This window comes from Orrella sp. JC864, assembly GCF_037026685.1.
GTDB lineage: Bacteria > Pseudomonadota > Gammaproteobacteria > Burkholderiales > Burkholderiaceae_B > Orrella.
The window spans coordinates 96,602-118,207 of the sequence record NZ_JBANET010000008.1; the positions used below are offsets into that span (position 1 = coordinate 96,602).

A 21,606-nucleotide genomic window follows, 5' to 3' on the forward strand; every position below is an offset into this window, starting at 1 on the left:
CCCGCCAGTCTACGCCGCATTTTCGCCGCCCGGGCGCCGGCCGGCCACGTGCAAGCAGGGATTGCCCGGCCGGCCCGCTCCGTAGACGCGATGCGCGGCTTGTCGGACAATCCAGGCAGAAGAACAGCCGCAGGCGGCACCATGGCCAATCCCTCCCCGAGCAAGATGCGCACGCGCTGGGCGGTGCTGCTGGCGGCAGCCTTGCCGCTGCTGCTGGGCCTGGCCTCGACCTTCTATGCCGCCGACCGCGCCGTGCGCCGCCAGGCCGAGGAAACCGCCCAGATCGTGCTTCGGCATGCCGAAGCCGTGGCCGACCACGCCTGGCGCACGGTCGGGACGCTGCGGCGCTACGCCAACCAGGAGTGCGAACACGCCGAGGCCCAGCTGCAGCGCCAGGCCTCGCTGTCGGGCTACTTTCGCTCCATCGGCCTGACCCGGGGCGCCCAGGCCTACTGCTCGTCCACCTTCGGCATGCAGACCGCCTCGCTAGCCGAAGTGCTGGAAATCTCCTCGCCGCAGGCCCCGCAAGGCCGCTGGAGCCTGTCGGTGGCCGGCACGCCGGGCGTGCGCGACCGGCCGGCCGTGATCTTCGCCGACATCCAGCCCGACGGGCCGGGCGCCTATGCCATCGTCGATGCCCAATACCTGGGCGACTTCATGCGCGCCATCGGCGAGTCGCGCGCCTACCGGATCGCGCTGCGCGTGGGCCAAGGAGTGATGATCGAGGCCGGCAGCCCGATCCCGCCCGGCCATTTCCTGTTCTCGCCCTCGCGGGTGGACCTCGCCTCGGCGCGATACCCGGTCACGGTCAGCGTGATATCGCCCGTCGCGGCCGCCACGGCCCAATGGTGGCAGGCCTTCTCCGCCCTGCTGCCCATGTCGGTGATCCTGTCGCTTTGCCTGAGCGTGGCGGCCTACCGCTGGCAGCAGCGCAAGCTGTCGTTCCGGGACGAAATCCGCCGCGGCATCGCCAATGGCGAGTTCACGGTGCATTACCAGCCCATCTACGATTCGCGGCGGCGCCGCTGCAACGGCGTCGAAGCGCTGCTGCGCTGGCAGCGCCAGGACGGCAGCTGGATGCGCCCGGACGTTTTCATCGCGGCGGCCGAATCCGAAGGCGTGATCGTGGAGCTGACGCGCCACCTATTCGACCGGGTCGCGCAGGACGTCTGCGGCTGGCGCATCGCGCCGGGCTTTCACCTGAACCTGAACGTGGCGGCCGAGCACCTGCAGGCCCCGGATTTCGTGGCCGACGTGCAGGCGCTGTGCGCGCGCCTGCAGGCGCACTCGCCATGCATCACGCTGGAGCTGACCGAGCGCGGCCTGATCAGCAACGGGCCGGACGTGCTCGAAGGGCTGCACAAGCTGCGCACGCGCGGCGTGCGCCTGGCCATCGACGATTTCGGCACGGGGCACTGCGGCATGAGCTACCTGCAGACCTTCCCGCTGGACTACCTGAAGATCGACCGCGGCTTCGTGCAGGCCATCGAGAGCCTGGACGGCGAGACGCCGGTGCTGGACACCATCATCAGCCTGGCGCACAAGCTGGCCCTGGGCACGGTGGCCGAAGGGGTGGAAACGCGCCTGCAGCTGGACTACCTGCTGGCGCGCGGCGTGGTGTACATCCAGGGATACCTGTATGCGCAGCCCATGCCGGCCGACCGGCTGGAGCACTGGCTGCGCACCGCGGGCGAGCAGCCGCTATGAGCCGGCGCGCCGCGCTCAGGCCCCGCCCAAGAGGTCGTAGGAGTCGAGCAGGGCCCAGGCGATTTCGGGACGGCTTTCCATGCTGCGCCGTATCGCGGCCGGAATGGCCTGGCGTGTCTTGCGGCACAGGCCGGGGCGCTCTTGCACCAGGATGGCGATGCCGCGCACGGTGCGCACCTCGTTGGGACTGGGCGTGATGTGCAGCGAGATGCCCAGCTGCGCATGCATGCGCTCGCGCATGCGTTGCAGGTCTTGCAGGCTGGAGAGGTTTTCCAGCCGCTGGACCAGGCGCTTTTCCTCTTCGCGGGTCAGGCGCAGGACCCGCCAGTCGCCTTGCGGATCCTCGAGCAGGCGCTCGCGGTCGCAGACGCAGGCCCCGGGCGGGCATCCCGTGCGGATGGGAAACGGCGCATTCATAATGCCCGTCATGATAGCAATTGGGCGGCCTTTTTATTGCCGTTGCGCCGTCCAGGGCCGGCTGCCGTCGGCCGGCACGGTGCCTTCGATGCGGTCGCCGCGCACGGTGCCGCCATAGCGCACGCCGTCGACCTCGAAGGAAATCTGGTCGCCGGCCAGCCGCCCCTGGGCCAGGAGCTTGCCGTCCAGCGTGCCGGTCAGCAATTGGTAGCGCTGCTCCAGCACCAGGGGCTGGCCCTGCATCGACCAGCGCCCCTGCACCTTGGCCGGCACCACCCACAGAAAGGCCGTGCAATAGCCGGGACAGTCATCGTTGACCCGCTCGGTCTGGTCGGGCTCCCAGTCGCCGATGCCGAAGGCGTGCGAGACGATGCGCGTGCCCGGCGCCAGGTCCAGCAGCTTGGGCGCCAGCTTCTCGTTGATGGTGGGCAGCAGGTACATGGTGATCACGTCGGCCTGGCTCAGGTCGGTCTCGAACAGGTCGGCCTGCTCGAAGGTGGCCCGGTCGGCCACCTGGGCCTGCTCGGCGCGCCGGCGCGCCAGCGCCACCATGTCGGCGTTGTATTCGATGCCCTTGGCCGTCAGGCCGCGCCGGGCGGCGGCGATGACGGTGCGGCCGTCGCCCGAGCCCAGGTCCATGAGCCGGTCCTGCGGCGAGACCTTGGCCATGTCCAGCATCTTCTCGACCAGCACGTCGGGCGTGGGCACCCAGATCACGTCCTTGCCGGGCTGGCCCACCTCGGGCTGGTAATCCTGCGCCTGCCCTTGCTGTGCGGCCAGCGACGGGGCCGCGGCGCAGGCCAGCGCGCCCGCCAGCCCCGCATGCAGGCACAGGCGGCGCACGGCGGCAAAAGGCGAAAGGCGGGGAATACGGCGGACCGGCAAGGACTGCATGGCATGCTCCTGTAGGATGACGGGATACGCGCAGCCGGTCCCGGCCGGCCGCGCCCTGAGGCTTTCTAACACCGGCCAAGGCAAAGAACAAGCCGGGCCGGCCCGCCAGGCTTTTTTCCCTTCCTGCCATGTCCCTGCCCACCGATCCCATCGCCGTGTGCGCCGCCGCCGACCTGGTCGATGGCGGCCTGGCCGTCAAGCTGCCGGCCACGGAGTCCGGCCGCGCGGCCACCGTATTCTTCGTGCGCTACAAAGGCCGGGCGTACGGCTACCTCAACCGCTGCACCCACGTGGCCAGCGAGATGGATTGGGAGGGCAGGCTTTTTACGCGCGACGGCCAGCTGCTCATGTGTGCGCGCCACGGCGCCACCTTCCATCCGGATACCGGCTTGTGCCTGGGCGGCGCGCCCAAGGGCAGCCGCCTGCACGCCCTGCAGGTGCAGGAGCGGGATGGACAGGTGTACTGGATTCCGGGTCCCAGGGTGTTTCCCGCCTGAGCGGGCAGGCCCGGGCCGGCCCGCCGCGCTCAGGCCAGCCGGGTAAGCCAGCCGTGGCGGTCGGCCACCCGGCCGTACTGGATGTCGGTCAGCTCCTTGCGCAGCGACATGGTCAGCTCGCCGGCCGGGGCGTTTTCGTCGCCGGCCACGAAGCCCGGACCCTTGAGCGCCGCGATGGGCGTGATGACCGCCGCCGTGCCGCAGGCAAAGGCCTCGACGATCTCGCCCGACGCAAAGCCGTCGCGCCATTCCTGGGCGCTGACCTTGCGTTCCTGGACGCGGTGGCCGCGGTCGCGCGCCAGCTGGATGATGCTCGAGCGCGTCACGCCTTCCAGGATGCTGCCCGACAGTTCGGGCGTGAGCAGGGTGCCGTCCTTGCACACCAGGAACACGTTCATGCCGCCCAGCTCTTCCAGGTATTTGTTCTCCTGGGTATCGAGGAACAGCACCTGGGCGCAGCCATTGTCGTAGGCTTGCCTCTGGGGCAGCAGCGAGGCGGCGTAGTTGCCGCCGCACTTGGCCGCGCCCGTGCCGCCCTTGCCCGCGCGGGCGTACTCGGTGGACAGCCAGATCGAGACCGGCGCCACGCCCTTGGCGAAATAAGGGCCGGCGGGGCTGGCGATCACGTAGTACGCCGCCCGCTGGGCCGAACGCACGCCCAGGAAGCTCTCGTTGGCGATCATGAAGGGACGCAGGTACAGGCTGGTCTCGGGCGCCGAAGGCACCCAGTCGGCGTCGGCCTGCACCAGCTGCCTGATGGATTCGATGAAGATGTCGGTGGGCAGCTCGGGCAGCGCCAGGCGCCGGGCCGAGCGCTGCAGGCGCTCGGCATTGGCCTGCGGCCGGAAGGTCCAGATCGAGCCGTCCTGGTGGCGGTAGGCCTTCAGGCCCTCGAAGATCTCCTGCGCGTAGTGCAGCACCGAGGCCGCGGGATCGAGCGACAGCGGGCCGTAGGGCTTGAGCTGCGCATCGTGCCAGCCGCGCTCGAGCGTCCAGTCGATCGAAACCATATGGTCGGTGAAATGCTTGCCGAAGCCCGGGTCGGCCAGGATGGCCTCGCGCTCGGCCGCCACGCGGGCGGCCGTGGAGCGGGTGGCGCGAAACTGCAAGGAGGAGGCTTGAACCTTTTCTGTCAGGGTACTCATGGCGTGGTCGAGAAGTCGTGGTTGCCGGCGCATGCCCGCGCCGGCCATCGCAGCAGTCTACCCGATCCTTGCAACCGGGCCCGCCCCGGCGTCAATCCAGCCGCACGCCGGCGGTTTGCACCACCTTGGCCCAGCGCTCGCGCTCGCTATTGAAAAAACGCGACAGCTCGTCGGGCGGATAGGTGACGATCTCGGCGCCCTGGTCGCCCAGCTGCTTGCTGATGTCGGGCCGCTTGACGATGTCGGCCAGGATGCCGGCCAGCCGCTCGGCGGTCTCCTGGGGCATGCTCGCCGGGGCCATCACCCCCTGCCAGGTGCCCGATTCGAAGCCCTGCACGCCCTGCTCGGAAATGGTGGGAATATCCTTGACCAGGTCCATGCGCTCGCGCTTGGAGATCGCGATGGCGCGCAGCTTGCCGCTGCGGATATGCGGCAGCGTGGCCAGCAGGCCGTTCATGATGGCGTGGGTCTGCCCGCCGATGGTATCGGCCAGCGCCTGCGCGCCGCCCTTGTACGGCACGTAGTCCCATTTGGCGCCGGTGGCCTCCTGCACGGCCACGGCGGCCAGGTGCGGCGCGCTGCCGATGGCGGTGACGGCGAAGTTGACGCGCTCCTTCTTGGACAGCTCGACCAGCTCGCCCACGGTATTGGCCGGCACGTCCGGGTGCACCGCCAGCACGTGAGGCGAATACGCCAGCATGCTGACCGCGCGCAGGTCCGTGGAAGGATCGAAGGTCAGCTTGGTATAGACCGAGGGGCTGATGGCCAGCGCGCCCACGTCGCACAGCAGCAGCGTATGGCCTTCCTTGGCCGACTGCACCACCAGGCCAGCGCCCAGGTTGCCGTTGGCGCCGGGCTTGTTCTCCACCACCACGGTCTGCTTGAGCGCCTCGCCCAGATGCTGCGAGACCAGCCGCGCGATGATGTCCGAGGAGCCGCCCGGCGGATACGGCACGATGATCGTCACCGGCCGCGTCGGCCATTGCCTGTCCTGCCGGGCCCAGGCGGGGGCCCAGTGCGACAGGCCCAGCGCCGCGGCGGCGCCCATGAATGCTCTTCTGTTCAGTGTCATTGCGTCTCCTTTGGATGAAAAGGTCGGGCAGGCGCGGCGCGCCGCCCCGGGCAGGGCGCCGTCCGCGTCAGGCGGCGCCTCGGGTTTCGACGTACAGCGCGTACAGCGAGTGGCTGGCGGCCATGAACAGGCGGTTGCGCTTGGCGCCGCCAAAGCACAGGTTGGCGCAGCGCTCGGGCAGGCGGATATGGCCGATGGGCTTGCCGGCCGGGTTAAACACCATGACGCCGTCCAGCTCCGCGGGATCGGCCTGCGGCGCGCCGCTGCTGCCCCAGCCGCACCACAGGTTGCCGGCCTCGTCGCACTTGATGCCGTCCAGCGCCCCGGGCCCCTGGGCGTCGATGTGCAGGCGCTTGTCCGAGAGCGCGCCGTCCTGGCCGACCGTATAGGCCCATACCGCCCGGGAAGGCTGGCGCCGCCCCTCCACGACGTACAGGGTGCGCTCGTCCGGCGAAAAGCACAGTCCGTTGGTGCCGGCCAGCTCGTCCAGCATCATCTGCAGCGCGCCGCTGCGCGGGTCGATGCGATAGACCGCGTGCGGCAGCTGGGCCTGCGCCTTCTCGCCCTCCCAGTGCCCCGCGATGCCGAAAGGCGGATCGGTGAACCAGATGGACCCGTCGCTGCGGCAGACGATGTCGTTGGGGGAATTCAAGGGCTTGCCTTCGTAGCGGTCGGCCAGCACGGTGATGCTGCCGTCGTATTCGGTGCGCGTGACCCGGCGCGTCAGATGCTCGCAGGTCAGCAGCCGCCCCTGCCGGTCGCGCGCCAGGCCGTTGCTGAAGTTGGCCGGCTGCCGGAACACGCTGGCCTGGCCGGTGGTCTCGTCCCAGCGCAGGATGCGGTCGTTGGGAATGTCCGAAACCAGCAGGTAGCGCCCGTCGGCGAAGTACACCGGCCCTTCCAGCCAGCGCCCGCCGGTGGCCAGCTGCTCGACGGTGCTGCTGAAGATGCGGTACTGGGCGAACTCCGGATCCAGGATGCGCACCGAGGGATCCGGGTAGCGTTGCTGGGGCGTGAAATCGAAGGCCTGCCCCTGCGCCGCGGCCAGGGGCGCGGCCGCCAGCGCGGCGCCCAGCATGCGGCGCCGGCCGGCCTCGAAGCCGTGGTGGTTCTGCATAGACGGTGTCTCCTTCGCTTCTTGAGTTTGTCGCCGGCGTGCCGCGCCCGGCCCGCGCGCCTCAGGTCACCGGGCCGGGATTGAACAGCGCCAGCGCGTTGTGCAGCTTGAGCCGCTCGGCACAGGTGCGCTGCCGGCCGCTGGCCACCTCCAGCATCATCCGGAACAGCTCCCAGCCCACCTGCTCGATGCTGGCCTGCCCGGTGGCGATGCGGCCGGCGTCCAGGTCCATCAGGTCGTGCCAGCGCCGCGCCAGGCCCGAGCGGGTGGCCACCTTGATGACCGGCACCTGCGCCAGTCCGTAGGGCGTGCCGCGGCCGGTGGTAAAGACGTGCAGGGTCATGCCCGCGGCCAGCTGCAGCGTGCCGCAGATGAAATCGCTGGCCGGCGTGGCCGCGAAGAACAGGCCCTTGCCCGACAGCCGCTCGCCCGGGGCCAGCACGCCGCTGATGGGCGACGAGCCCGACTTGACGATCGAGCCCATGGCCTTCTCGGCGATGTTGGACAGCCCGCCCTGCTTGTTGCCCGGCGAGGTATTGGCGCTGCGGTCGGCCTGGCCGCGCCGCAGGTATTCGTCGTACCAGGCCATCTCGCGCACCAGCGCCTGGGCCACCTCGGGGGTCGCGGCACGGGCCGTCAACTGGTCGATGCCGTCGCGCACTTCGGTGTTTTCGGAGAACATCACCGCGGCGCCGGCGCGCACCAGCAGGTCGACGGCAAAGCCCACCGCCGGATTGGCGGTCACGCCCGAGAAGGCGTCGCTGCCGCCGCATTGCACGCCCACCACCAGCTCGCTGGCCGGGCAGGTTTCGCGCCGCCGCGCGTCGAGCTTGCGCAAATGGCGCTCGGCCGTGCGCATGATGGCCGCGATCATGGACTCGAAGCCCAGGTTCTGCTCGTCCTGCAGCACGATGGTGTCCACGCCCTGCCCCGCCGGCATGTCCGGCCCCGCGCGCACGGGAATGGCCCCGGGCGCCAGCAGCCGCTCGGGCTGCAGCTTCTCGCAGCCCAGGCTCACCACCATGGACGTGCCGCCGAAATTGGGATTGCGCGCGATGTTGCGCAGCGTGCGGATGGGAATGGCCGCGCCCGGCGCGTCGATGGCCACGCCGCAGCCATAGGTATGCTCCAGCCCCACCACGTCGTCCACGTTGGGATAGCGCGGCAGCAGCTCGCGGCGGATGCGCGCCACCGCATGCTCGACCACGCCCTGCACGCATTGCACCGTGGTCGAGATGGCCAGGATGTTGCGCGTGCCCACCGAACCGTCGGCATTGCGGTAGCCCTCGAAGGTATAGCCTTCGAGCGGCGGCAGCGGCTCGGCGCGCCGCGTGGCCATGGGCAGGTCCTGCAGCGTGCGCGCCGCCGGCAGCGTGGTGACGCGCTCGTTGACCCAGCTGCCGCGCGGCAAGGCCCGCGCGGCGCGGCCCACCACCACCCCGTAGCGCACCACCGGCTCGCCCGCGGCCAGGTCGGCCAGGGCGACCTTGTGGCCCTGCGGCACGGCCTCGGCCAGCACCAGCGCGCCGTCGACGGCCGTGCCGGCCGGCAGGCCGCCTTCGTTGGCGACGATGGCCACGTTGTCGCTGGGGTTGACCTTGATGAGTATGGGCTTTTCGGCGATGGCAGACGGCATGACGATATCCTTCGGCGGCCGGCCGGAATGGGCCCGGGCCGCAACGGATGTCATCATACAAGCTATGCGCCGAGGTCTTGCCGGAGAATCCGTAAAACTCGGGTTATTCCTAGGAAATCAGGCCTGCACGGCCGCCCCGGCTGCTGGAGCCGCGATCCGCCACCTTGTATGACAACATACCTGGCGGCACGCCCCGGCCGGCTACTGGGCACGGATCAGCGTGGTGGAGAAGGCATAGCGGTCGGCGGGATGATAAGAACGCGACACCTCCACGATCTGGCCCGCCGAGTCCTTGTACTGGCGCAGGATGTGCAGTCCCGGCGACCGCGGCTCGACGGCCAGCTCGGCCGCGATGGCCGCCGGCATGGCGCAGGCCGATATCGTCTGCTCGACCGTGGTGATGCGCCGGCCGTAGTGCGCTTCGATCAGCTCCGAGACCAGGCGCTCGGGGTGGCGCCGCGCCAGGGCGCGCACCCCCTTGTAATGCGCATCGACGTACAGCTCGGTCCATACCATGGGCGGCTGCCCGGCCAGGCCCCGCGTCGAGGAAAAGCGCAGCCAGCGGGTGCCGGGCCCCACCCCCAGGGCCCCCGCCTGCTCGATGTCCACCACCACTTCCTGTATGTGCCGGATGGTGCGCGGCGTGCGCTCGGCCAGCTGCACCAGGTCTTCCAGCGAACGCAGCGACTGGGTAAAGCCGGCGCTGGGCCGCGCGCCCGTCACCACCGTGCCGCTGCCGCGCTTGCGCGCGATCAGGCCCAGGTCCTGCAACTGCCGCATGGCCGCGCGCAAGGTGTGGCGGCTGGCCTCGAACTCCTGCGCCAAGGCGGTTTCCGAAGGCAGCACCGAGCCGGGCGGGTAGACGCCGGAGGCGATCCGCCGGGCAAGCTCTTCCGAGATGCGGGAGTACAGCGTAAGGGACATGGCAAGGCACGGGTGCAAGGCGCTCCATTCTATCTGCTGGTCCCGCCGCCGCGCCCGCTGCGGGTTATCCCCAGCTTTGACGCCGTGCGGCCGCCCTGTTTAAATGTACGTACAACTTTTTATGAGCGTACATTTTATGCCTGTCTCGGTACTGGAATCCTCCCTCTTCAAGGATATGTTCGGCACGGCGGCCATGCGCGCCGTCTTCGACGACGCGGCCACGCTAAGACGCTACGTCGAAACGGAAGTCGCCCTGGCCCGGGTGCAGGCCGAACTGGGCATCATCCCGCGCCAGGCCGCGCTGGACATCGCCCGGCGCGCCGACCCCGCCGCGCTGGACATGGACGCCCTGCGGGCCGAGACCGAGATCGTCGGCTATCCCATCCTGCCGCTGGTGCACCAGCTCGCGCGCCAGTGCGGTCCGGCGGGCGAATACCTGCATTGGGGGGCCACCACCCAGGACATCATGGACACGGCCACGGTGCTGCAGGTGCGCGATGCCCTGGCGTTGGTGGACGGGCAGCTGGCCGGGCTGGACCGGACGCTGGACCAGCTGGCCGGACGCTATCGCGACGCGCCCATGGCCGGGCGCACGCACTTGCAGCACGCCCTGCCCATCACCTTCGGCTACAAGGCGGCCGTCTGGCTGCTGATGGTGCGGCGCCACCGCGAGCGGCTGGCCCAGCTGCGCCCGCGCGTGCTGGTCGGGCAATTCGGCGGGGCGGCCGGCACGCTGGCCTCGCTGGGCGATCAAGGCCTGGCGGTGCAGGCGGCGCTGATGCGCGAACTGGGCCTGGGCAGCGCGCCGGTCACCTGGCACGTGGCGCGCGACGGGCTGGCCGAAACGGTGCAGTTCCTGGCCCTGGTGGCCGGCACGCTGGGCAAGATCGCCCTGGACATCATGCTGATGATGACCAACGAGCTGGCCGAAGCCTTCGAACCTTTCGTCAAGGGCCGAGGCGCCTCCAGCACCATGCCGCAAAAGCGCAATCCGATTTCCTGCGAGCTGATGTGGAGCGCCTCCAAGACCGTGCGCCAGCACGCGGGGCTGGCGCTCGATGCGATGCTGCAGGACTTCGAAAGAGCCACCGGCCCCTGGCATGTGGAGTGGACCGCGGTGCCCGAGGCTTTCGTGCTGACGGCCGGCGCGCTGCACCAGGCGCAGTTCATGCTGGGCGGGCTGGAAGTGGACACCGGCCGCATGGCCCGCAACCTGGAGCTGTCCGGTGGCCTGATCGTGGCCGAGGCGGTAATGATGGGACTGGCGCCGCACATCGGCCGCCAGAGCGCGCACGACGTGGTCTATGACGCCTGCCGCGCCGCGGCGACCACGGGCCGGCGCCTGCCCCAGGTGCTCCAGCAGGATCCGCGGGTCGCGCAACGGCTCGATGCGCAGGCCATCGAGCGCCTGTGCGACCCGGCCAACTACCTGGGCGCGGCGCCGCAGATGGTGGACCGCATGCGCGCCTGGCAAGCCGGCGCGGCGGCCTGAGCTGCCGCGCCGATCACGATACCAACCACACCCACCATACGATACGGAGACACATCATGAAGCAATGGATGACGACGCTGCTGGCCGCCTGCGGCCTGGCATGGGCCTGCGGCGCCCAGGCGCAGGACGCCTATCCCAGCCGGGCCATCACCTGGATCGTGCCGTTCGCGGCCGGCGGCCCCACCGACGCCATGGCCCGCAACATCGCCAACCGGGTCTCGCAGGAGCTGGGGCAATCCATCCTGATCGAGAACGTGGGCGGCGCCGGCGGCACGATCGGCGCGGCCAAGGCGGCCAAGGCCGCGCCCGACGGCTACACCTTCCTGGTGGGGCACATCGGCTACATGGCCGCCGCCCCTTCGCTGTACGCCCGGCTGCCCTACGATCCCGTACGCGACTTCCGGGCCGTCTTCCGCTTTCCCGATACGCCGCTGGTGCTGCTGGTGGGCCAGTCCTCTCCCTACCAGACGGTGTCCGAGCTGATCGCCTACGGCAGGCAGAACCCTGGCAAGCTCAACTTCAGCAATGCCGGCGTGGGCTCGACCTCGCACCTGGTGGCGGCCATGTTCGCCAGCCAGGCCGGCATGGAGGTCACGCCCATCGCCTACAAGGGTGCGGGGCCGGCCTTGAACGACCTGATGGGCAACCAGGTCGACGCCATGTTCGACCAGACCAACACCGCCTTGCCGCAGACCCGCGGCGGCCGGGTGCGGGCGCTGGGCCTGACCTCTGCGCGGCCCATGGCGCAGTTCCCCGGCGTGCCGCCGCTGGGCGAGCAAGCCATCCCGGGCTTCCAGGTTTCGACCTGGTACGGCCTGTACGCGCCCAAGGACACGCCCGAGGCCGTGGTGCAGACGCTTTATCGCGCCTGGAGCAAGGCCCTGCAGGATACGCAGTTCACCGGCCAGATGGCTGGCCAGGGGATCCAGATGCTGCCCGAGGCCGAGTATGCGCCGGCCGCATTGCAGCGCCACACGGCCGACGAAGTACAGCGCTGGGCGCAGGTGATCAGGCAGGCCGGCATCTCGCTGCAATAGGCCGCCCGCCATGCGCTGCGTGTACGCCGAAGACATCGAGGCCAGCCTGTGCAATGCCTTGCAGGCGGCCAGCCATACCCATCCGCCGGATTTCGTGCAGGCCTTGAAGGCTGCCCACGCCTGCGAGACGCAGCCGGCCGCGCGGCAGGCCCTGCTGCAATTGCTGGTCAACAGCAAGCTCAGCGCCCGGGCCCGCCGGCCGGTGTGCCAGGACACGGGCGTGGTGCACGTGTATGCCCGCCTGGGCATGGACCTGCGCATACGCCATGCGGGCGCCGGCCCCACCCCCAGCCTGCAGGCCATCGCCGACCGCGCGGTGGCGCGCGCCTACACGGAGCCGGCCAATCCGCTGCGGGCCTCGATGATCAGCGATCCGCTGGGCCTGCGCCGCAACACCGGCGACAACACGCCGGCCGTGCTGCACGTGGAGCTGGCCGAAGGCGACGGCCTGTCGCTGACGGTGGCGGCCAAGGGCGGCGGCGGGGACGCCAAGGCGCGCTATGCCATGCTGCGGCCCAGCGATTCGGTGGCCGACTGGGTGGTGTCGCAGCTGCCCGGCATGGGGGCGGGCTGGTGCCCGCCCGGCGTGCTGGGCCTGGGCGTGGGCGGCACGCCCGAACAGGCCATGATGCTGGCCAAGCGCGCCTTGTTCTCGCCTATCGACATGCCGGCGCTGCGCCGCCGCGGCCCGGCCGATGCGACCGAGCGCCTGCGCCTGCAGGTCTACGAGCGCGTCAATGCGCTGGGCATCGGCGCACAGGGCCTGGGCGGCGACACCACGGTGCTGGACGTCAAGGTCCTGGCCGCGCCGTCGCATGCCGCGCTGCTGCCCGTGGCGCTGCTGCCCAATTGCGCGGCCACCCGCTACGTCAGCTTCGACATGCCGGCCGACGGCCCGGCCAGCTTCCCCGCGCCCGATCCCGCCCTGTGGCATGGCATTCCGGACGCCTTGCCCCCCGAAGCGGGCGGCACCCCCGTGAACCTGGACACGCTGGACGGCCGCGAAGTGGCCGGCTGGCGGGCCGGGCAGACGCTGCGGCTCTCGGGCAAGCTGCTGACCGGCCGGGACGCCGCGCACCAGCGGCTGGCCGCACTGCTCGAACGCGGCGAGCCGCTGCCGGTGGACCTGCGCGGACGCACGCTGTATTACGTCGGCCCGGTCGACCCGGTGGCCGGCGAAGCGGTGGGCCCGGCCGGCCCCACCACCTCTGCGCGCATGGACAAGTTCCTGCCGCGGCTGCTGGCCGAAACCGGCCTGCTTGCCACCATCGGCAAGGCCGAGCGCAGCGAGCAGGCCGTGGCGGCCATCGCGCGGCACGGCGCCGCCTACCTGAGCGCGGTGGGCGGCGCGGCCTACCTGGTCTCGCGCGCCATCACCGCGGCGCGGGTGGTGGCCTTTGCCGACCTGGGCATGGAAGCCATCTATGAATTCGAAGTCCGCGACATGCCGGTGACGGTGGCCATCGACGCGCGCGGCGGGGTGGCCCACAAGGTGTTCCGCCTGCACGACGGCGCCCGCTAGTGGTTGTCGCGCGGCACCGCCGCGCCGCTGCCGCCGGTCAGGAAATCCAGGTCCGCCCCTTCGTGGGCCTGCATGACGTGATCGACGTACAGCTTCACGTAGCCGCGCCGGGCATGGCCGGGCGGCGGCTGCCAGCCGGCGCGCCGCCGCGCCAGTTCGTCCTCGTCCACCAGCAGCTGCAGCGTGCGGGCCGGCACGTCCACGCGGATCAGGTCGCCCTCGCGCACCAGCGCCAGCGGCCCGCCGATGGCCGCCTCCGGCGACACGTGCAGGATCACCGTGCCGTAGGCCGTGCCGGACATGCGCGCGTCCGAGATCCGGATCAGGTCGGTGATGCCCCGGCGCAGCAGCTTGGGCGGCAACGGCATGTTGCCCACCTCGGCCATGCCGGGATAGCCCTTGGGGCCGCAGTTCTGCAGCACCATGATGCAATGCTCGTCGATGTCCAGGTCTTCGTCGTTGATGCGCGCGTGCAAGGCCTCGATCGAGTCGAACACCACGGCGCGGCCCGTATGCCGCAGCAGATGGGGCGAGGCCGCCGAGGGCTTGACGATGGCGCCGTGGGGCGCCAGGTTGCCGCGCAGCACGGCGATGCCGGCCTCGCGCTTGAACGGCGCATGCGCCGGATGGATGACCTCGGGACGCCAACAGGGCGCCTGCGCCACGTTCTGACCCAGCGTGCGGCCATTGACGGTCGGCGCGTCGGCGTGCAGCAGGCCCTGCCCGTGCAGCTGGCGCAGCACCGCCGGCAGGCCGCCGGCCTCGAAGAAATCCTCCATCAGGAAACGTCCCGAGGGCATCAGGTCGACCAGGCAATCCACTTCGCGGCCCAGCCTGTCCCAGTCGTCCAGGTCCAATGGCACGCCCACCCGGCGCGCCAGCGCCAGCAGATGCACCACCGCGTTGGTCGAACCGCCGATGGCCGCCGTGGTCCGGATGGCGTTCTCGAAAGCCTGGCGCGTCAGGATGCGCGACATGGGCACGTCCTGGCGCACCAGCTCGACGATGCGCCGGCCGGCCTCGCGCGCCAGCACCTTGCGCCGCGCGTCCACCGCCGGGATCGCCGCATTGCCGGGCAGGCCGATGCCCAGCGCCTCGACCAGGCAGGCCATGGTCGAGGCCGTGCCCATGGTCATGCAATGCCCGTGCGAACGGTTCATGGCCGCCTCGGCCTCGTGGAACTGCGCCAGCGTGATGGCGCCGGCGCGCAGCTGCTCGCTCATCGAAATGGTGTTGGTGCCCGAGCCGACCGTGTGGCCTTCGTAGTAGCCGCGCAGCATGGGGCCGCCCGAGACGCCGATGGCCGGCAGGTCCACGCTGGCCGCGCCCATGAGCAGGGCCGGCGTGGTCTTGTCGCAGCCCATCAGCAGCACCACGCCGTCCAGCGGATTGGCGCGCACGGACTCTTCCACGTCCATCGCCGCCAGGTTGCGGTACAACATGGCGGTGGGCCGCAGCATGGTCTCGCCCAGCGACATGACCGGGAACTCCAGCGGAAAGCCGCCAGCCTCCAGCACGCCCCGGCGCACGTGCTCGGCCAGCTCGCGAAAGTGCGCGTTGCACGGCGTCAGCTCGGACCAGGTATTGCAGATGCCGATCACCGGCCGGCCATCGAACTGGTCCTGCGGGATGCCGCTGTTCTTGAGCCAGGAGCGATAGTAAAAGCCCATCTTGTCCTGGCGCTCGAACCAGGCGCGGCTGCGCAGCTTTCTTGCCGGGCCCGCCGGATCGCCTTCGTGCTGCGCGCCCTCGCTTTCGCCCTTGGGGCGGCCCGGCGGGCTCATGCCTGGACCGCCGCCTCGGCCCGCGCGCGCGCCTGGATCATGCGCACGCACAGGTCGAAGGCGCGCTGCAGGCCTTGCACGTTGGCCACGCCCTTGCCGGCGATGTCGAAGGCGCTGCCGCTGGCCGAGGTGGCCACCGGGATGGGCAGGCCGCCGTGCAGCGTCACGCCGTGATCGAAACCCATGAGCTTCATGGCGATCTGCCCCTGGTCGTGGTACATGCACACCACCGCGTCGAATTCGCCGCGCTTGGCCGCCAGGAACACCGTGTCCGAAGGATACGGGCCGGCGGCGGCAATGCCTTCGGCGCGGGCGTCCTCGATGGCCGGCGCGATCAGGTCGATCTCCTCGGTGCCGATCGAGCCGCCATCGCCGGCATGGGGATTGAGCCCGCACACGGCGATACGCGGGCGCTGCGTGCCGGCCTGGCGCAGCGCCCGGTCGATGATGCGGATGGCCGCCAGCACCCCGGGGCGGCTCAGGTGATCGGCCACCTCGCGGATGGGCACGTGCGAGGTCACCCGCGAAGTCCAGAGCGCGTCGGTGATGTTGAACTCGCAGACGAAGTCCTCGATGCCGAAGCGCTGCTGCATGTGGCGCAGCTCGTCCTCGGCCTGCAGGCCGCCCAGCCGCAGGGAATGCTTGTTCAGGGGCGCGAAGACCAGGCCCGCGCAGCGCCCGGCCAAGGCCAGGTCCAGCGCCTTGTCCATCGCCATCAAGGTGGCGCGGCCCGCCTGGACGCTGGACACGCCGCGCTCGGGCAGCTGCCCGTCCAGCACGTCCAGGTCCAGCAGGGTGACCCTGCCCGGCTCGTGGCGCACCGGCTCGCCGGGCGCCAGCACCAGCGTCTGGACATCGACGCCGGCGATACGCTGGCCGTCGCGCCACACGCACTCGTCGCCCACCAGGAGCAAGGGATGACGCTCGCGGTTCTGCGGGTCGGACAGCAGGCGGGCGGCCATCTCGGGACCGATGCCGGCCGGATCGCCCAGCAGGACGGCCAGGGGAAGGGAAGACGAATCGTGCTGCATGGAAGCGGTTTCTCCGTGGTTATTGCGGCGCCAGTCCGACGCTGGCGACAAGCTTGCCGTAGCGTTCGAACTCCGCCTTGTTGAACTGGCCGAACTGCGTCGGGCTCATGGGGCGGATCTCGCCGCCCAGCGCCTGGATGCGCTGGCGCGTTTGCGGCGTGGACAGGACCTGCTCCAGCGCGGCCCCCAGGCGCTCGACCACGGCCGGCGGCGTGCCCGCCGTGGCATAGAGCCCGTACCAGGTCGCCACGTCGGCGCCCTGCACGCCCGACTCGGCCAGCGTGGGCACATCGGGCAGTTCGGCGATGCGGGCCGGCGCGCTCACGGCCAGGGGCCGCAGCTTGCCGGCGCGGATCTGGGGCATGGCCGAGGAAGTGGTGTCGAACATCATTTCGATCTGCCCGCCCAGCATGTCGACCTGGGCTTGCGAGCTGCCCTTGTAGGGCACGTGCACGGCCTGGGTGCCGGTGGCGGCGGTAAACGCCACGCCGCCCACGTGCTGGGTGCTGCCCACGCCGGAGGAGCCGTAGCGCAAGCCTTCGGGCTGGGCCCGCATCGCCGCCAGCAGCTCGGTCACGCTGCGGTACGGCCCGCTGGCCGAGACCACCAGCACGTTGGGCATGACCGCGACCATGCCGATGGGCTGCAGGTCCGTCAGCGGGTCGAACTTGAGCTTGAGCAGGTGCGGGGCGATGGCCTGGCCGGTGGTGGTCGCCACCAGCAGCGTATGGCCGTCGGGATCGGCGCGGGCCGTCATGTCCGCGGCAATGGTGTTGGAAGCCCCGGGCCGGTTCTCCACCACCACCGACTGGCCCAGGTCCCGGCCGAACTGCTCGGCCAGCATACGCGCCAGGATATCGGTGCCGCCGCCGGGCGGCGAGCCCACCAGGATGCGCACGGGCTTGACGGGATAGGCCTGCGCGGCCTGCGCCGGCGCGGCCAGGCCGGCGAGCATGGCAAGACAGGCCGCCAGGGCGGCGCGGCGATCGATACGCATGGCTTGTCTCTTCCTGGTTATGTCGTGCCGGGCAGCTTAGCAAGCGGCCCGGGGCCGCTTCCAATCAAAATTCGGCAGCCTTCCATATACTTTTCTATATGATGGCGGCATGAGCCTGCCCGCCGACGCCCAATTGCTGCTGCGCCTGCGCACCCGCCAGCTGCTGCTGATCCGGCAGGTGGAGGCCGACCGCCACCTGGGCCGCGCCGCCGCCGCGCTGAACATCAGCCAGCCGGCCGCCACCAAGCTGCTGCGCCAGGCCGAGGACACGCTGGGCGTGCGCCTGTTCGAACGCGGCCCGCGCGGGATGGCGCCCACCGCGCCCGGCCAGGTGGTGCTGCGCTACGTGCGCACGCTGTGCAACGACTTCGGCGCCATGCGCGCCACGCTGGCCGCGCTGGAGTCGGGCCTGAGCGGCACGCTGCGCATCGGCAGCGTGCCCGGCGCGGTGCCGCAGCTGCTGGCGCCGGCGCTGATCGAATACAAGCGCCGCCATCCGCGCGTGCAGGTGTCGGTCACCGTCGATACCAGCAACATCATGGTGCGCCAGCTCGAACGCGGCGAGGTGGACCTGGTGCTGGGCCGGCTCACCGACGAGCACGCCGGCGGCGACTACGAACTGGCGCCGCTGCTGGAGGAAGCCCTGGTGCTGGTGGTGCGGCGCGGCCATCCGCTGCTGGGCCGGCGCAGCGTCTCGCTGCGCGACCTGACCGCCTCGGCCTGGATCGTGCAGCCGCCCGGCGCGCCCCAGCGCCTGCGCCTGGACGCGGCGCTGCGCGAGGCCGGCATCACCGACAAGCTGGACATCACCGAAACCGCCTCGACGGTGATGACCACCGCGCTGCTGGAGGCGTCCGACATGGTGGCGGTCATGCCCGCCTCGCTGGCGGCGCACTACGGCAGGATGGGGCTGTTCCAGGCCTTGCCCATGGACATGCCGATACGCGTGCCCGCCATCAGCCTGATCACGCCGCTGGGCCGCACGCCCAGCGCGGCGGCGGCGCATTTTTCGGCGCTGGTGCGGGCGGCGCGGACCGACGCGACTGCCGCGGCCTAGACGCGCTCCAGCACCACCGCGATCCCCTGCCCCACGCCGATGCACATGGTGGCCAGGGCATAGCGCCCGCCGGTGGCGTGCAGGCGGTTGACGGCGGTGGTGGCCAGCCGCGCGCCGCTGGCGCCCAGCGGGTGGCCCAGCGCGATGGCGCCGCCCCAGGCGTTGACGCGCGCATCGTCATCGGCCAGGCCCAGTTCGCGCAGCACGGCGATGCCCTGGGCGGCAAAGGCCTCGTTCAGCTCGATCACGTCCATCTGGTCGAGCCCCAGCCCGGTCTGGGCCAGCACCTTGCGCGTGGCCGGGGCCGGTCCGATGCCCATGATGCGCGGAGGCACGCCGGCCGTGGCCATGCCCAGGACGCGCGCGCGGGGCGTCAGGCCGTGGCGCACGGCCTGCGCCTCGCCGGCCAGCAGCAGCGCGCAGGCGCCGTCGTTCACGCCGCTGGCGTTGCCGGCGGTCACCGTGCCGTCGGGCCGCACCACGCCCTTGAGCCGGGCCAGCGCCTCCAGGGTGGTCTCGCGCGGATGTTCGTCGCGCTCGAGCACCAGCGGCTCGCCCTTGCGCTGCGGGATCGTCACCGGCACGATCTCGCGCGCCAGGTGGCCTTCGCGCTGGGCCGCCGCGGCCTTCTGCTGGCTGGCCAGGGCCATGCGGTCCTGGGCCTGGCGCTCGATGCCGAAGTCGGCCGCCACGTTCTCGGCGGTCTCGGGCATGGAATCCACGCCGTACCGCTCCTTCATCAGGCGATTGACGAAGCGCCAGCCGATGGTGGTGTCGTACACGGCATTGCTGCGGCTGAAGGCGCTGTCGGCCTTGGGCATGACAAAGGGCGCGCGGCTCATGCTTTCGACGCCGCCGGCCAGCAGCAGGCCGGCCTCGCCAGCCTTGATGGCGCGCGCGGCGCTGCCCACCGCGTCCAGGCCCGAGCCGCACAGGCGGTTGATGGTGGCGCCGGGCACCTCTTGCGGCAGGCCGGCCAGCAGCGCGGCCATGCGGGCCACGTTGCGGTTGTCCTCGCCGGCCTGGTTGGCGCAGCCGTACAGCACGTCCTCGACCGCGGCCCAGTCCACCGCGGGGTTGCGCGCCATCAGCGCCTTGATCGGGATGGCGGCCAGGTCGTCGGCGCGCACGCTGGACAGCGCGCCGCCATAGCGGCCGAAGGGCGTGCGGATGGCGTCGCAGATATAGGCTTGAAGGGTCGTCATGAGGGAAAGCCTTGTCGATCAGGATAGGAAGAGCGGATCGAGATCCGCCCGCACGAAACCGTGGCCGCCGGCCCGGGCAAGCTGGTCCAGTTCGGCCTCCAGCCGCTCGCGCGGCTGCTGGCGCGCCCAGAACACCGGGCCGCCTTCCCAGCGCGGAAAGCCGTAGCCCTGCACCAGCACCACGTCCACGTCGCCGGGCCGGGCGGCCACGCCTTCGGCCAGCAGCAGCGCGGCCTCGTTGGCCATGGCCAGCAAGGCGCGCCGCCGGATCTCGTCCGCCGCCAGCGGCCGGCGCTCGATGCCGCGCCGCGCGCTCGCCTGCTCGATCAGCTGGCGCACGGTCTGGTCGGTCTGGCCGCTGGACTTGCCCTGGTCGTACGTGTAGTAGCCCGCCTGCGTCTTGCGCCCGAGCCGGCCCATCTCGCACAGCCGGTCCAGCACGTCCACGTAGCGTTCGCGCGGATCGCGCCGGGCGGCCTGGGCGCGGCGCATGCGCCAGGCGATGTCCAGGCCGGACAGGTCGGCCACCGCGAACGGCCCCATGGCAAAGCCCATGCCGGTCATGGCGCGGTCCACGTCCTCGGGCCAGGCGCCGTCCTCGATCATGAATTCGCATTGCCGCCGGTAGGCGTTGTAGATGCGATTGCCGATGAAGCCGAAGGCGTTGCCCGAGAGCACCGGCACCTTGCCCAGCGCCTTGCCCAGCGCCATGCCGGTGGCCAGCGCCTGCTTGCCGGTGCGCGCGCCGCGCACCACCTCCAGCAGCTTCATCACATGCGCGGGGCTGAAGAAATGCAGCCCCAGGCAATCCTGCGCGCGGCCTGTGGCCGCGGCGATCTCGTCCACGTCCAGGTAGGAAGTGTTGGTCGCCAGCACGGCCCCGGGCCGCGCATGGCGGTCGATTTCACGAAACACCGCCTGCTTGACCGCCAGCTCTTCGAAGACGGCCTCGATCACCAGGTCGGCCTGGGCCAGCACGGTCCAGTCCAGCGTCGCATGCAGCCGCGCCTGGCGCTGGGCGGCTTGCGCCTGGTCCAGCTTGCCGGCCTGCGCGCGTGCCTGGAAATAATCGGCGATGGCCTGCCGTCCGCGCGCCAGCGCGGCCTCGTCCTGTTCGAGCAACAGCACGGACAAGCCCGCATCGAGCAGCGCGATGGCGATACCCGAGCCCATGGTGCCGGCGCCGATCACGGCCGCCGTGCGCACCGGCAGCGGCGCGGCCTGCAAGGCAGCCGGCAGCTTGACGGCCTCGCGCTCTGCCTTGAACTGGTAGCGCAAGGCCTGCGCGGCAGGCGTGGACACCAGCGACAGGAACAGCGCGCGCTCGCGCGCCAGGCCCTGCGGCAACGGCAGCGACGTTGCCAGCAAGGCATCGAGCAATGCGCCGTAGGCCGGCTGCATGCGTTCGCGCGGCTTGAGCGCACGGCGCGCCTGGTCCACGAACGCCTGGACCTGCGCCGCCGGCAGCCCAGCCTGCCGGGCCTGGCAAGACCCGCCGCCTTGCCGCGCCAGGCGCAGCGCCAGCGCCCGGGCAACGGGCAGCGGATCGTCCGGGACCACTTGGTCGAACAGGCCCGACTGCGCCAGCGTGGCGGCCGTGCGCGGCTGGCCGTCGGCCATCATGGCATGCGCGGCGGCCAGTCCGATCAGGCGCGGCAGGCGCTGGGTGCCGCCGGCGCCGGGGATCAGGCCCAGGCGGATCTCGGGCAGGCCCACGCGCGCCGAATCCTGCGCCACGCGGGCGTGACAGGCCAGCGCCAGCTCCAGCCCGCCGCCCAGGGCCACGCCCGCGATGGCGGCCACCACCGGCTTGGCGCTGGCAGCTATACCGTCCAGCAGTTCGGGCAACACCGGGGACTGCTGCTGGCGCGGCGTGCCAAACTCACCCACGTCCGCGCCGGCGCTAAAGGCCTGCCCGCTGCCGGCGATGACGACCGCCGCCACGGCGGGGTCGGCCAGCGCGGCCTGCAACTGGGCAGCCACGCGCGCGCGCAGCGCATGGTCCAGGCTGTTGACCGGCGGGTGGTCCAGGAGGATGACGGCAACGCCGTCGCGCGGTTCAGGCATGGAAA

At 71.1% G+C, this 21,606-nt stretch carries 18 protein-coding genes; 6 read left to right on the top strand and 12 right to left on the bottom strand.

Annotated elements, in window-relative coordinates:
- The first annotated feature begins 141 nt into the window (after positions 1 to 141).
- Entirely contained in the window at positions 142 to 1,707 is a 1,566-nt protein-coding gene (locus V8Z80_RS09940) for an EAL domain-containing protein (protein WP_336061899.1), read from the top strand.
- Between the two features lie 15 nt (positions 1,708 to 1,722).
- Here V8Z80_RS09940 and V8Z80_RS09945 read toward each other — a convergent pair whose 3' ends face one another.
- Both V8Z80_RS09945 and V8Z80_RS09950 read right to left on the bottom strand, forming a co-directional pair.
- Entirely contained in the window at positions 1,723 to 2,124 is a 402-nt protein-coding gene (locus V8Z80_RS09945; RefSeq protein WP_336061931.1) for a hypothetical protein, read from the bottom strand.
- 33 nt (positions 2,125 to 2,157) lie between these two features.
- On the bottom strand, positions 2,158 to 3,018 hold the full coding sequence (locus V8Z80_RS09950; RefSeq protein WP_336061900.1) for an SAM-dependent methyltransferase: 861 nt from the start codon (positions 3,016 to 3,018) through the stop codon (positions 2,158 to 2,160).
- A 128-nt stretch (positions 3,019 to 3,146) separates the two neighbouring features.
- Between V8Z80_RS09950 and V8Z80_RS09955 the strand changes: the two genes are divergently transcribed.
- On the top strand, positions 3,147 to 3,515 hold the full coding sequence (locus V8Z80_RS09955) for a Rieske 2Fe-2S domain-containing protein (RefSeq protein WP_155192221.1): 369 nt from the start codon (positions 3,147 to 3,149) through the stop codon (positions 3,513 to 3,515).
- A 29-nt stretch (positions 3,516 to 3,544) separates the two neighbouring features.
- Here V8Z80_RS09955 and V8Z80_RS09960 read toward each other — a convergent pair whose 3' ends face one another.
- From V8Z80_RS09960 to V8Z80_RS09980, 5 genes are all read right to left on the bottom strand, one after another.
- A complete protein-coding gene (locus V8Z80_RS09960; protein WP_336061901.1) occupies positions 3,545 to 4,660 on the bottom strand; it encodes a branched-chain amino acid aminotransferase in 1,116 nt (371 codons plus the stop codon).
- 91 nt (positions 4,661 to 4,751) lie between these two features.
- The gene (locus V8Z80_RS09965; RefSeq protein ID WP_336061902.1) at positions 4,752 to 5,732 is read right to left on the bottom strand and encodes a Bug family tripartite tricarboxylate transporter substrate binding protein; all 981 of its coding nucleotides are present in this window, start codon (positions 5,730 to 5,732) and stop codon (positions 4,752 to 4,754) included.
- Positions 5,733 to 5,799: 67 nt separating this feature from the next.
- Complete coding sequence (locus tag V8Z80_RS09970) at positions 5,800 to 6,849, bottom strand: SMP-30/gluconolactonase/LRE family protein (RefSeq protein ID WP_155192227.1); 1,050 nt, start codon at positions 6,847 to 6,849, stop codon at positions 5,800 to 5,802.
- Between the two features lie 61 nt (positions 6,850 to 6,910).
- Complete coding sequence (gene garD, locus V8Z80_RS09975) at positions 6,911 to 8,485, bottom strand: galactarate dehydratase (RefSeq protein WP_336061903.1); 1,575 nt, start codon at positions 8,483 to 8,485, stop codon at positions 6,911 to 6,913.
- Between the two features lie 201 nt (positions 8,486 to 8,686).
- Entirely contained in the window at positions 8,687 to 9,409 is a 723-nt protein-coding gene (locus tag V8Z80_RS09980) for a GntR family transcriptional regulator (protein ID WP_336061904.1), read from the bottom strand.
- A 121-nt stretch (positions 9,410 to 9,530) separates the two neighbouring features.
- Between V8Z80_RS09980 and V8Z80_RS09985 the strand changes: the two genes are divergently transcribed.
- Genes V8Z80_RS09985 through V8Z80_RS09995 form a run of 3 tightly spaced genes read left to right on the top strand, consistent with a single transcriptional unit; the run spans position 9,531 to position 13,460 of the window.
- Positions 9,531 to 10,901, top strand: a complete 1,371-nt coding sequence (locus tag V8Z80_RS09985; RefSeq protein ID WP_336061905.1) for a class-II fumarase/aspartase family protein — start codon at positions 9,531 to 9,533, stop codon at positions 10,899 to 10,901.
- Positions 10,902 to 10,957: 56 nt separating this feature from the next.
- A complete protein-coding gene (locus V8Z80_RS09990) occupies positions 10,958 to 11,938 on the top strand; it encodes a Bug family tripartite tricarboxylate transporter substrate binding protein (RefSeq protein ID WP_336061906.1) in 981 nt (326 codons plus the stop codon).
- Between the two features lie 10 nt (positions 11,939 to 11,948).
- Positions 11,949 to 13,460 carry a fumarate hydratase gene (locus tag V8Z80_RS09995; protein WP_155192236.1) on the top strand — a complete coding sequence of 504 codons (1,512 nt, stop codon included), beginning with the start codon at positions 11,949 to 11,951 and terminating at the stop codon, positions 13,458 to 13,460.
- Here the strand turns inward: V8Z80_RS09995 and V8Z80_RS10000 are convergent.
- Genes V8Z80_RS10000 through V8Z80_RS10010 form a run of 3 tightly spaced genes read right to left on the bottom strand, consistent with a single transcriptional unit; the run spans position 13,457 to position 17,272 of the window.
- Positions 13,457 to 15,244, bottom strand: coding sequence for an IlvD/Edd family dehydratase (locus V8Z80_RS10000; protein ID WP_155192238.1), 1,788 nt, complete (start codon positions 15,242 to 15,244; stop codon positions 13,457 to 13,459). The genes V8Z80_RS09995 and V8Z80_RS10000 overlap by 4 nt on opposite strands.
- Positions 15,241 to 16,275, bottom strand: a complete 1,035-nt coding sequence (locus V8Z80_RS10005; protein WP_155192239.1) for a 4-hydroxythreonine-4-phosphate dehydrogenase PdxA — start codon at positions 16,273 to 16,275, stop codon at positions 15,241 to 15,243. Before V8Z80_RS10005 ends, V8Z80_RS10000 begins: the two co-directional genes overlap by 4 nt.
- 19 nt (positions 16,276 to 16,294) lie before the next feature.
- A complete protein-coding gene (locus tag V8Z80_RS10010; protein WP_336061907.1) occupies positions 16,295 to 17,272 on the bottom strand; it encodes a Bug family tripartite tricarboxylate transporter substrate binding protein in 978 nt (325 codons plus the stop codon).
- A 109-nt stretch (positions 17,273 to 17,381) separates the two neighbouring features.
- Here V8Z80_RS10010 and V8Z80_RS10015 point away from each other — a divergent pair, with 109 nt between their 5' ends.
- Positions 17,382 to 18,329: a LysR family transcriptional regulator gene (locus tag V8Z80_RS10015; RefSeq protein WP_336061908.1), complete on the top strand. Its 948-nt coding sequence runs from the start codon at positions 17,382 to 17,384 to the stop codon at positions 18,327 to 18,329.
- On the opposite strand, the gene pcaF is transcribed toward V8Z80_RS10015, so the two are convergent.
- Positions 18,326 to 19,534 carry a 3-oxoadipyl-CoA thiolase gene (gene pcaF, locus V8Z80_RS10020; RefSeq protein WP_155192245.1) on the bottom strand — a complete coding sequence of 403 codons (1,209 nt, stop codon included), beginning with the start codon at positions 19,532 to 19,534 and terminating at the stop codon, positions 18,326 to 18,328. The two genes, V8Z80_RS10015 and pcaF, sit on opposite strands and share 4 nt — an antisense overlap.
- 18 nt (positions 19,535 to 19,552) lie before the next feature.
- The gene (locus V8Z80_RS10025; RefSeq protein WP_336061909.1) at positions 19,553 to 21,601 is read right to left on the bottom strand and encodes a 3-hydroxyacyl-CoA dehydrogenase NAD-binding domain-containing protein; all 2,049 of its coding nucleotides are present in this window, start codon (positions 21,599 to 21,601) and stop codon (positions 19,553 to 19,555) included.
- Between the last annotated feature and the right edge of the window lie 5 nt (positions 21,602 to 21,606).